Annotated in this window: 10 protein-coding genes; 7 read left to right on the top strand and 3 right to left on the bottom strand. The window is 33.5% G+C overall.

The genetic code is table 11. The features are described 5' to 3' along the window. Window positions 1–10: 10 nt before the first annotated feature. Window positions 11–1,030, bottom strand: coding sequence for an ABC transporter substrate-binding protein (locus tag ACWJKE_RS08075; RefSeq protein WP_216302881.1), 1,020 nt, complete (start codon window positions 1,028–1,030; stop codon window positions 11–13). 375 nt (window positions 1,031–1,405) lie between these two features. Here ACWJKE_RS08075 and ACWJKE_RS08080 point away from each other — a divergent pair, with 375 nt between their 5' ends. The 7 genes from ACWJKE_RS08080 to ACWJKE_RS08110 all read left to right on the top strand — a co-directional run bounded on the left by ACWJKE_RS08080 (window position 1,406) and on the right by ACWJKE_RS08110 (window position 8,408). Beyond that, a complete protein-coding gene (locus tag ACWJKE_RS08080; protein ID WP_462959322.1) occupies window positions 1,406–2,413 on the top strand; it encodes an ABC transporter permease in 1,008 nt (335 codons plus the stop codon). Beyond that, the gene (locus ACWJKE_RS08085) at window positions 2,383–3,288 is read left to right on the top strand and encodes an ABC transporter permease (RefSeq protein WP_216302883.1); all 906 of its coding nucleotides are present in this window, start codon (window positions 2,383–2,385) and stop codon (window positions 3,286–3,288) included. The genes ACWJKE_RS08080 and ACWJKE_RS08085 overlap by 31 nt, the downstream gene beginning before the upstream one ends. 75 nt (window positions 3,289–3,363) lie before the next feature. Continuing rightward, on the top strand, window positions 3,364–4,923 hold the full coding sequence (locus ACWJKE_RS08090; protein ID WP_216302884.1) for an ABC transporter substrate-binding protein: 1,560 nt from the start codon (window positions 3,364–3,366) through the stop codon (window positions 4,921–4,923). A gap of 75 nt (window positions 4,924–4,998) precedes the next feature. Further along, a complete protein-coding gene (locus ACWJKE_RS08095) occupies window positions 4,999–6,009 on the top strand; it encodes an ABC transporter ATP-binding protein (protein ID WP_216302885.1) in 1,011 nt (336 codons plus the stop codon). A 6-nt stretch (window positions 6,010–6,015) separates the two neighbouring features. Further along, window positions 6,016–6,918, top strand: coding sequence for an ATP-binding cassette domain-containing protein (locus ACWJKE_RS08100; protein WP_216302886.1), 903 nt, complete (start codon window positions 6,016–6,018; stop codon window positions 6,916–6,918). Window positions 6,919–7,005: 87 nt separating this feature from the next. Next, window positions 7,006–7,635 (top strand): ABC transporter ATP-binding protein, encoded by a 630-nt coding sequence (locus tag ACWJKE_RS08105; RefSeq protein ID WP_216302887.1) that lies wholly within the window; start codon window positions 7,006–7,008, stop codon window positions 7,633–7,635. Between the two features lie 2 nt (window positions 7,636–7,637). Beyond that, window positions 7,638–8,408, top strand: a complete 771-nt coding sequence (locus tag ACWJKE_RS08110) for an ABC transporter permease (protein ID WP_216302888.1) — start codon at window positions 7,638–7,640, stop codon at window positions 8,406–8,408. 103 nt (window positions 8,409–8,511) lie between these two features. On the opposite strand, the gene ACWJKE_RS08115 is transcribed toward ACWJKE_RS08110, so the two are convergent. Further along, entirely contained in the window at window positions 8,512–10,422 is a 1,911-nt protein-coding gene (locus ACWJKE_RS08115; protein ID WP_216302889.1) for a family 20 glycosylhydrolase, read from the bottom strand. Between the two features lie 169 nt (window positions 10,423–10,591). Further along, window positions 10,592–12,583 carry a glycosyl hydrolase family 18 protein gene (locus ACWJKE_RS08120; protein WP_216302890.1) on the bottom strand — a complete coding sequence of 664 codons (1,992 nt, stop codon included), beginning with the start codon at window positions 12,581–12,583 and terminating at the stop codon, window positions 10,592–10,594. Between the last annotated feature and the right edge of the window lie 68 nt (window positions 12,584–12,651).

Below are 12,651 nucleotides of genomic sequence, written 5' to 3' on the forward strand. Positions count from 1 at the left end.
CCCATCTTTTTTAGTTGCTTGTAAATATATCTTTATATTTATCTAAAATCATCTGTTTATTTTCTTTAAGCCATGCTTCATCATCCTTTATTACCTTAATTTTATCTAATGGTTTAAGCCCTTCAGCCGCTGGAGCATCTTTTCTAACTGAACGTCTATTTAATTTATTAGCTACTAAAGTCTGTCCTTCCTTACTAGTTACATAATCAATGAATTTCTTAGCATTTCCCATGTTTTTAGCACCTTTTATAATAACGACACCATCTGCTTTAGCAATAGTACCCTCTTTAGGGTAAACTATTTCAACTGGCGCTCCATCTTTTACATACTTTGCAGCAGCTTCTTCAAATGTTAATCCTACAGTATATTCTCCATCACCTACACCTTTATAAACGGCTGAAGAACCACTTAATAGTTTACCATCTAAATTTTTTGTTAATGCTTTTTCATAATCCCAACCCTTTTCTGGATCTCCATTTCCCATAGCATATAAATGATTTATTACCTGTTCAAAAGCTGAAGAAGATTTCGATGGATCTGCATTAGCTATTTTTCCTTTTAACTCAGGATTTAATAGATCTTGGAAACCTTCTACCTTTATCTTTCCTATAAGGTTTTTATTGATCATAATTACACTTGGTATAGCAGTAAATCTTGTTATTTGACCATCTTTATTTTTATAATCATCATAAACATCTTTTTCATTTATAGATTGATATTTTTCAAATAAATCCTTCTTTGGTTCTAGAGTAGACAATGAGCCTCCCCATAGAATATCGCCTAATGGGTTTTCTCCTTCTGCTTCCACTCTCTTTAAGAGTTCTCCTGTTCCTGCTGCTACAACCTCAACCTTAATTCCTGTCCGGTTTTCAAATTCATTAACTACTGGGTCGATAAATTCTATTGGATGTGGTGAATAAACAGTTAATTTATCCGATGCTTTTGGGGCTGTTGTCTCATTTTTTGATCCACATGCGCTTAAAGATAACATCATAAAAGATGCCAATAAAATTGATACTGCTTTTTTCATTAATTAATCCCCCATTTCTTCATGTAAACGTTTTGTTATTGATTAAATGTTATCATAACATCTACTTGTCAACAATACCTAAAAACAGGAATAATATACTTAAAAATGAACACGTAATTTTATATATTCATTTCAATATAATATATAAAATGATTTTATTTGACTAAATTAGAAATATAATATAGACTAAATATGCAAGACGAATCTTGCGTCTTTATTTAGAAGAATAATTTTTTATAGTAAAAATTTATTTTTAAAATTTAATAACTATTAAAGTTAAACCACGAAGGTTTCGACTCTTTTCTTTTTTGAAGAAGGAGCTGAATTTTCGTGGTTCTTATGTTATTTATGTTATTTAGGAAAGGATCGAATGTTATGAATAATGTGATTTACATAGAAAAAAAAATAGTACAGTTCATCTTTGTTATATTTCTGCTGTCTATCATTGTCTTTTATATGGCAAGGTTATCACCTGGAGATCCTTTAATGTCTTATTATGGCGAAGGCGTTGAGAGGATGAATACTACACAAAAACTGGATGCAATGAAAAAGCTCGGATTAAACGACCCTATATATAGGCAATATATTAGCTGGTTAGCAAATGCGGCTCATGGTGGATATGGTATATCTTACAAATATAAACAAAGCGTTACGACAGTAATTAAAGATGTTTATATAAATACAATTATACTAGGGGGGCTTGCTTATATATTAACCTTTTTATTTGCTCTACTTTTAGGAATTTTTTGCACCTTACATGAGGACAAGCTCATAGATAAAGTTATTTGCAAAATAGGTGTTATAACCACTTGTATTCCATCGTTTTGGGTATCTCTTATACTGATTTTAATTTTTAGTATTAATTTAGAGATATTACCTTCAAGTGGTGCCTATGGGCTGGGGCAATCCAGCAACATTGGAAGTCGAGTAGAGCATCTTCTACTTCCTTTAATTGTTCTGATATTGAGTCACCTTTGGTATTACACATACATGATTAGAAATAAATTAGTAGAAGAAACCAGACAAGATTATGTGTTATTATGCAAAGTTAAGGGTTTAAGTAAAAAGAAAATTGTATATAAACATTGTTTAAAAAATATTATGCCATCTTATATTAGTATTATGTCAATATCCGTTTCTCATATTTTAGGAGGAACTTATGTGGTAGAAAAAGTTTTTTCTTATCCTGGACTTGGCTCTTTATCCTTTGAGAGCGCTAAATATCATGATTATAATATGCTGATGGTACTTTGCTTAATAACAGGGATATTGGTGGTTTTCGTAAATATGTTAGCACAAGTAATTAATGATAAAATAGATCCAAGAATGAAACATGATCGGGGTGAGAATTGTTGGAAAGACAATATAGGGACTTTAAAATAGTTGGAGAAAATTATGTTCCAGAAACGATAAAAGTAGCTAAAAGAAAAAGCTTTAAAAAACACATAAACGAAAGACCTTATATCTCAATAGGAATGTTACTTACAATCATCCTTGGATGTATTTTTTACGGGATAATAACGAAAGTTGATCCTTCTTATATGGACCTAGGTAATATTAATGTAGCTCCTAACAGCAACTTTTATTTCGGCACAGATTCTTTAGGAAGAAATATTTTTACTATGATTTGGTATGGTGGTAGAATCTCTTTGTTTATCGGGGTATTAGCTACGATCATATCAACTACAATCGCAATTGTAGTTGGAAGCCTCAGTGGTGTTGCATCTGAATTAGTAGATGATATTATGATGCGTTTTACTGAAATCGCACTTAGTATACCATCGATTTTGGCCATGATTTTCATTCAAGCAATGATAGGACAAGCAAATCCAGTATCCCTCTCCATTGTAATTGGGCTTACTAGTTGGATGAACATTTCTAAGATTGTACGAAGTGAAGTAAGGCAAATTAGAAATAGTGGTTATATTTTAGCAGCGAAATGTGCTGGAGGTAAATTTTTTTATATTTTAAAAAAGCATCTGCTACCAAATTTCATTTCATCAATAATGTTTATGGTGGTTATTAATATTGGAAGTGCCATTGCAATAGAATCAACTTTGAGTTTTTTAGGGATTGGACTTCCACTTGAAATTATTTCATGGGGTAGTATGCTCTCCCTTTCGGAAAAGGCATTGTTATCAAATTATTGGTGGATTATCTTGATTCCGGGTATATTTTTAGTGGTTACATTGGTTTGCATAACGAATATAGGCAACTATGTAAGGAAGGAAAACAATAAAGAATTTAGTAATTTATAAAGATATAAAGCATCAATATTTCTAATATAAATATTGATGCTTTATATAAAACAATAAATATTAAGGAGAAAAATTATGCAATTAAAAAAACAGATGATTTTAGGAGTGGCGCTGATTATGAGCATGGTTTTATTGGTAGGCTGTGGCGGTGATAGTGGTGCTGATAAGAAAACAGCATCGAATGAAAAGGTTTTAGTTTATGGAAGTGGTGATTATTCAAGTATTAATCCCGCATTATATGAACATGGAGAAATTAATTCCCTGATTTTTAGTGGACTTACGACTCATGACAAAAACAATAAGATTGTTCCAGGACTTGCAAAAAGTTGGGAATATGATAAAGCTACAAAAACATACACTTTTACATTAAGAAATGATGTTAAATGGCATGACAATGATCCTTTTTCGGCAGAGGATGTGAAGTTTACTTTAGATACAATTATGGATCCTAAAAACGCTTCAGAAATAGCCTCCAACTATGAAGATATTACCAATATTAAAGTGGTAGACAAGACTACGGTAAAAATAACTTTAAAGGCACCAAATATTGCGATGCTGGGTTATTTGACAATTGGTATTTTACCTAAGCACCTCTTAGAAGGAAAAGACATTGCAACAGATAAATTCAATCAATTTCCAATCGGAACTGGTCCATTTAAAATGGAGAGCTGGGATAAAGGACAAAGTATTACTCTTGTAAAAAATAAAGATTTCTATGTAAAAGAACCACAAATTGATAAAGTAGTCTTTAAAATTATAGAGGATACAAAGGCAAGAGCCCTGCAATTAAAATCCGGAGAATTGGATTTAGCGCAGGTTACACCGCATGATGCGGGTCAATTTCAAAATAATAAGGAACTTGTTGTTTATGATATGAAAACATCAGACTACAGAGGAATTATGTATAATTTTAATAGTCCCTTATTTAAGTTAAATCCAGAACTGCCCAATGCCTTAAGTTACGCTATTGATCGATTAGCTATTTTGGACAGTGTTCTATTAGGACAGGGTAAAGTAGCATATTCACCACTTCAGGCCGGAGAATATAACAACCCTGATATGGAAAAATTTAATTATAATCCTAAGAAAGCGAAGCAAGAGCTTGAAAAAGCGGGCTGGAAGCTTGGCGAGGACAAAATATATGAAAAGAACAATAAGAAAATATCATTTACTGTCAACTGCAATGAAGGAGACCAGGTTAGAGTTGATATGGCGAACGTTTGTGCTCAACAGTTTAAAGCAATTGGGGTTGATATGAAGGTTGCGCTGCAGCCAAAAATCGATTGGGAGAATCAAGACGCATTCCTGATTGGCTGGGGAAGTCCATTTGATCCGGACGATCACACTTATAAAGTGTTTGTAACAGGTAAAGGTAGTAATTTCAACAGCTATTCAAATGCCAAAGTTGATGAGTTATTACAGGAAGCAAGAGAAACTGATGTCGAAGCTGAAAGATTAAAATATTACAAAGAATTCCAAATTGAATTAGCTAAAGATATGCCATATACATTTATCACATACATCGATGCCTTATATGTTGCAAAACCTAATATAAAAGGGATTACCCCAGAAACAGTATTAGGCCACCATGGCGTCGGAATATTCCGGAATATTACAGACTGGACAATTCAGTAGAAAATTTAAAAAATAAAGAGAAACTACAAAGGCGCCATAATGTTGTTTTGTGGTTTTTAATGAATAGGAGCGAATATGGACAATTTGTTAGAAGTAAATAATTTAGTCGTAAGCTTTTCAACTAAAGCGGGTGAAGTGAAGGTGGTTAGAGATGTTTCTTTTTCTCTAAAAAAAGGAGAAGTTTTAGCGATACTTGGAGAATCAGGATCTGGAAAATCAGTATTATGTAAAAGCATTTTACGCATACTTCCCGAAAATGGCTGTATAAAAAGTGGAGAAGTTATTCTTAATGGAGAGAACATAACAAATTTATCCGAAAAATCTATGAATAAGGTGAGAGGCAAGGACATATCTATGGTATTTCAAGATTCTACGACTTCTTTAAATCCCACTATGTCTATTGGCAAACAGATCATGGAAGCGGTACTCATTCATCAAAAAATTAGCAAAAGGGAAGCGAAAAGGAAAAGCATAGAATTGATGGAACTTGTTGGGATAGATCATGCAGAAAAAAGATTTAATCAGTATCCGTATCATTTCTCTGGGGGAATGATACAACGAAGTGTTATTGCAATAGCACTGGCCTGTAGCCCTGAAGTATTAATTGCTGATGAACCAACCACTGCTTTAGATGTAACTATCCAAGCACAAATATTAGATCTTATTCAAGAGTTACAAGTAAAAACTGGTATATCAATCATATTTATCACGCATGATTTAGGTGTTGTTGCAAATATTGCCCAAAGAATTGCAATTATGTATGCAGGTAAATTTGTTGAGATTGGCACAGCTAAAGATATTTTTTATGATCCAAGGCATCCCTATACTTGGGGATTAATGTCCTCTTTACCTAAAATTAATTCTGATGAGGAATTTTTGAATTTCATACCAGGAATGCCACCTAATTTACTGAACCTGCCAAAGGGTGATGCTTTTGCGGTGAGAAACAAATATGCTTTGAAGATGGATTATCTAGCTGAATCACCAATGTTTAAAATCAGTGATACACATAGTGCTGCAACTTGGCTTTTACACAAAGATGCGCCAAAAATAAATCCGCCATTAAATTTGAGAAATGTGGAGTGATATGAAATGAAAACCGAAAAAATATTGGAAGTGAGAAATTTAAAGCAATATTTCAAATTAGATAGAAATACTTTAATTAAAGCAGTTGATGATATATCTTTTGGAATTTATAAAGGAGAAATATTTGGCTTGGTGGGTGAATCCGGTTCCGGTAAATCAACTACTGGCAGAAGCATTATTAATATCCATAATCCAACAGAGGGAGAAATCTATTATAGGGGAAATCTTATATCAGATCCTAAAATTTACAGAGCTCAAAAGAGACTTATAAATAGAAATATGCAAATTATATTTCAAGATTCAACATCATCTCTAAATTCACGGATGACTATAAAAGAAATTATTGAGGAACCTCTTATAATCCAAAAAGTGTATAAGGAGAAAGAAGAACGCATGGATAAAGTTTATAAGCTTATGAACTTGGTAGGCCTTGATAAAATCTATAAAGACTATTATCCATTTGAATGCTCAGGTGGACAGAGACAACGTGTAGGAATTGCACGAGCGCTTAGTCTTGATCCGGAATTCATCATTGCTGATGAACCAATTGCATCTTTAGATGTTTCAATTCAAGCTCAAATTATCAATTTATTTAAAAAGCTTCAAAGAGAAAATGGTATGACGTGTTTATTTATTTCACATGATTTATCAATGGTAAGGTATGTCTGCAACCGAGTAGGGGTTATGTATCATGGAAAAATTGTTGAACTCGCTGAAACTTGCGAATTATATCGCAATCCAATTCATCCTTATACTAAGGCACTGTTTTCATCAATGCTTGTCCCTGATCCAGCTTGTGCAGAAAATAGAGCCCGTATCAAGTATAATCCGATTGTAGATGTTCATTTAGAAGAAAAAGGTCAGTTGGTAGAAGTATCAGAAGGTCACTTTGTATATTGTTGCATTTAATTTTATCCAGTGATATTCTTAATTGATAAACTTGTTATCGAATTTGTATATCTATTTTAGATATTATTTTTTTGGAGGTCATTTTAAATGAATGAATTATTATTTCAAGCAAGCAATCTTATTTACAAATCCAATTTAACTTATAATGACGTAAAAGTTCAAAAGGGAATGATTAATTTTATCGTTGGGGAAAGTGGATGTGGCAAAAGCACTTTTTTAAAACTGTTAAACCAATCTATAACTCCAATATCTGGTGAATTATTATATAAAGGTACACCAATTGGTGCATATGACCCTATTGCTCTAAGACGTGAAGTAAGCCTAGTTTCTCAGGATGTTTTCCTATTTGATGAAAGCATAATAGACAATTTTAAAACCTTTTATTCACTAAGACAAAAAACTATGCCTAGCTTAGAATATATTATCTACATTACCGATCTTTGCTGCGTAAATGTTCCACTTGACCAAAATACATCTACCCTTTCTGGTGGAGAACGTCAAAGAGTTTATATATCAATTTTTTTATCATTATGTCCTGAGATTATATTACTCGACGAGCCAACTTCAGCATTAGATGAAAAAAACAGTCATGAAATGATGATAAATATAATAAATTTCTGCAAAGCAAAAAACATTGAAATTGTAATTGTAAGCCACAATAAAACTATTGTTGATGAGTTTTGTGAAAATAAAGTTGAAATAGTTAAGGAGGCATAAATATGAAAGGAGCAGTACAGCTAAGTATTTTCCAATTTTCACTTATTTATTTACTTCTAATTATAGTGCTCATAATTATGAAAAAATCAAAGGTTAATCAAACAAAACTTCTTATAGTTGCAAGTTTAAGAATGACAGTTCAACTTGTAATTGTGGGTTATATACTTCAATATGTCTTTAGTAATCCAAAGCCTATATTTACTATAATTTTTTTAGTAATTATGATAGTATTTTCTATTGATAGAGTAATTAAAAGTAAAAAAGACTTAAATCAAAATTTCAAAATTGCAATAGGAGCTTCTTTAACATTTTCGGGACTTTTTATTCTAGTCTTTTTTGTAACTATAGTTGTTGGTAAATCCATATTCAACCCTCAATACACTATACCTTTAGCTGGTATGATTATTGGTAACTCTATGACGGGAGTAAACATTGCAATAAAAACCTTTATGGATGATATAAGCAAAGAAAAAAATAAAATTAATACTTTACTCAATTTAGGAGTGGAGCCTAGAGATATTTTAAAGCCTTTTGCTAATAATGCTTTAGAAACCGCCTTAATTCCTACAATGAATTCCATGCTAGGAATGGGAATAATTTTTTTACCGGGAATGATGACAGGACAGATGTTGTCAGGTACACTACCTACCACAGCGATTATGTACCAAATAGCCATTATGATTGCAGTTTGTACTTCTGTTTGTATAACAGTTTTTTTATCCCTAAACTTAGGTTATAAGTCTTTATACAATAATAGGAAACAGTTCTTATAGAATGACATTTCAGAAGATGATTATATAATAAAAGCTGTGAAATTAATTTCACAGCTTTTATTATATGATTTTTGAAGAATCATCGCTCTGTTTGAATCTATCATCAACTGTGTAACTTTGTATCGTATTTTCGCAGGATGGAGCAGATTTGCCAAACAAATTCTTTTATTCGATACAATTCACTCTCGCGGCTGACAGTCCTCCACTCCGTACAGTAATCCATCAGCCAATATTCTAGCTTACTAGCCAATTCATAAGGAGTATCCAGTGGCTGTACATCCTGAGCATACTCACGCTTTTTAATTATCAGCGTCAACTCCTGCATAAGTGCTACACCACGAGCAGCAAGGTAATACTCTAGCATTTCTTCTTGGCGTTCTGCATATGAACCACTATCATTTTGTTTAAGGAAATTTATGATTTCGCTGCATTTGGTAACTGCACCCTTAAGCTGATTCTCTGAAACCAACATCATTTCATTTTTAGCTTTTTCATATAGCGAGGTTCCACGATCATTGTAGGTCTGGTTGTACACCTTATAATCCCTGAAAAATGCCATATCGTTAAAAGTAATTATATCTTGACGAGAAAGTTCACGTAACAGCCCTACCAGATTTTTCCCGCGATCTTCATATTCAACCAGTGAAATAGCCTTGTCTATGGTGCTAAAATCCCTGTCGTCCTCAACGTTCCAACCCTGTGCTGCGCCATAAATCATGCAGGGAATGGCAAGCGCCGGCATATTAATATGTCCACAATCTCCCCAGTCTGTATTCAAAAATCCCACCGCATGATACTGATTACCTAACTTTGCCATCTCTCTTATATTAGTAAAACTCATGTCATATGCATTCACCAACCTACTGTAACCTGATACACTAGGACATACATATTGCTTCAAACCGATATCTGCAAAAATTTTAACAACTTCTTCCTTAGCACCATAATTGTAATACCAGTTAAGGCAAGTAACTTGCGAATTAAGTTTACCCATCTGTTCGTGATGATTCTGCAGAATATCACCCCAAATCATTACCTTTTTTCCCTTACTTTGAAGATATTCCACTAACCTATTCACATAAGAAAGATACATCTCTCCGTAAACCATTCCCTTTGCCATAGGAGCACTCTTCCCCTTACCCAAATCAAATGTTTCATCGCAACAAATGTTTATTTTATCACTGCGAAACAATGGCATGTATTGGTCAAGAATTCCTGTGATAAGAGCAAAACTATCGGGGTCAGACACATTAATGATATGGTATCTCATACGGTTATACCAAGTAAATGCCTCACCCTGACCGGTATTCATTTCTCTGTATTTACCAAAGCTCTCTGAACGGAGTAAATCATACAAATGTCCAAATGATGCTATGCAAGGTACCAGTTCAATGCCTCTTTTATTGCAGTAAGAATCTAGTTCCAAAATTTCTTCCGGAGTAAAAGGATCAGTCTGCGACCAAATTTCCTCAAATCCATCTAGTCGTAAACAGTTTTCCATATACAGTTGAAGTTGATTGATTTTATACAAGGACAACCGATCAACCAGCACTTTCAGACTGTTCATAGTAGGCACCCTTCCGCGGCTAACATCAAGCATATATCCTCTGTTTGAATAAGATGGTTCATCTTCAATATCTGTGCATCCAATTTCCGCACGTGATATCTTACATAGCTGAATTAGCGTAGCTACTCCATACAGGAATCCGCGGCTTGAACAGGCGGTAATTGTAATTTTATTTGATCTCACACTCAGCATATAAGCTTCTTTTCTTGTATCTATATTGTCATATTGAAAGCAAATGCAGTTTTCATAAAGATCCCCTGCACTCCGTAACACTTTTTTAATAGGAAGCGTAATTGCGATAACCTTTTTAATTTCCTGCTGTAACATCTTCGCCGTTTCCAAATCGTTATCATCCAATGCCACATCTAACACAATGGCAGTATTGTGGCCTATCAAAAATAATCCTTCGCGTTCTATGACTTTCCGTGGCAATGGGATCAAATACATGCCGATTCCCCCTTCTTATATTATAATCTTTTGTATTCAAATTATTAAAATATAAAAAAAATATATATATACTATTATATACATATATAACTTTAATGTGATAATTGCGAACATGTATTATATTTGTGAACCTCTCCCCTAAATCAAAGATTATAGAGGGATTTTGTGACTATTTACCATTTGATACAGTATAGTTTAATGCATCAGATACTGTAGCACCTGCATCATTAACAAGTTCTGCCTTATACACATAGGTTCCTCCTGCTTTTCCTTTAAATGATACGGAATCCGTTTGGGCATTTGAACCATTTACTACTAATGGTTTCGTTGAAATTAGTACTCCATTCTCATATAGCCTCCAAGAAGTACCATTTTCTCCCCACCACATGTTCATAATTATTTTATAATCTGAACTACTATCCCAGTTATCTTGAGTTAAGCTTGGTTTAGCTGGCAATTTGCCTACTACTTTTGGAACGGTTACTGATACTTTATTTGATATAAGTGATGATGTTCCATCGGTTACTACTACTGTATAACCATAAGTACCTGGTGCCTTATCTGTACTATCATATACTATTGTTTGTATTGTAGCTTGTCCTGCTACTAATTTACCCGTTGTTAACTGCTTCGTACCTTCCATTACAGCATATGAAGTTGCGGTATTATTAGTTGGAACTATTGCTGTTAGTTTATATGCTCCATCGCTTACCGCTCCAGCTGTTAAAGTTGCTGCTTGTAGTTTATTTACTACTTCCGGCAGCACTATTACAGTTACTTGATTTGATGTAATTGTTTTTGTTCCATCAGAAAGTTCTATTGTGTAATCATACGTTCCGGGTTTTTTATTAGCAACTTGCTGAGTTAATGTTACTTCTGAAGTTTGAGGCGTTATTTTACCACTTGTAATTACTCCTATATTATCTATAAATTTATAAGAACTAGCAGTATTATATCCTGGTACTTCAGCCATCAATGTAAAGCTACCATTAGCTACTGCACTTGATGAAATAATTGCTTCCTTTAATGAATAAACTGGGTTAACTATTTCGTCAAAATATGCACGATAATTAGTTGAAAACTCATAATTACTTTTAGCATCCCAATTGACTGACCAAGACATTAAACCTCGAAATCCTGGATAGCCCTTTGCGTTTGAAATTTTATATTTACCCCCAAAAGGAATTCCTTTCATTATATAATCTAATGCCTTTTTCATTTCTGTAGGATTTATGTATCCACCGCTCGGAGCTGCTAATGAGCATGCTGGCAATCCTATCATCACTTGTTCTTCTCTTAATGCTGGAAATACATTACTAGAATTCCCGCCTATTGGAAATCCGTGAAGTAACATATCTGCCATAGCTACTTCATAGTCAGCTGTACCTTGATTATAATTTAAACCATCCATTCCAGCTCCACTACCAGCATTGTAATGTTGCACATGAATATAAGTTAATTTATCTTTTACACCATAAATAATTGGCAAGTAAGCACCCCATATGTTTCCATAAGAACTATAACCACCTTGAACGTATGCAGTTTCAGGCGCCATACTTAATATAAAATTAGGACCATAATAATCTGAAATAGTTCTTAATCCCGTAATAAGATTTACAATTTGTGGTGTGCTTGGATTTTTAAAGTCAGTATCTCCAGCATTCATCGAAATGCCTGACTCTAGATCAACATCAACTCCATCAAAACCATATTTATCTATTACGGCCTCCACAGAATTAATAAATTTTTGTTTTGCAGTAGCATCTGGTACTAGCACTACACCATTTTGTCCACCTATTGAAAGCACAACCTTCTTTCCCTTGCTTTGCAAATATGCGATGTCAGACTTAAATTCTGCCTCTGTGCCATAGCAAGGCGAAAACTCAACTACAGCCCGATCTACATTTGTTTCACCAAAAGATATATTTAAAACATCCCATTTAGTTGAAACATCTCTAAGTTTAACTATCCCTGTTCCATTATCAAAGTTATGCCAATACCCTACAAGTAGTTTTGAACCAGAGATTGGTTTTACTACAGGCACTATTACTGACTTAATTTCTTTAATCGTTTTAGCCTCTACATTTGATGTTATCCCTACAGCTATGATCACCATTAGAGCTGCCATAGTTATACATGAAATAATTTTAGTTCCTTTCATTAATAATCCTCCTAACATATTTTGTAACTAGTTGTCTTAGTTGGATTCAATTCGACCCACTTGTTAAT

Source organism: Clostridium sp. CM036, from assembly GCF_055081135.1.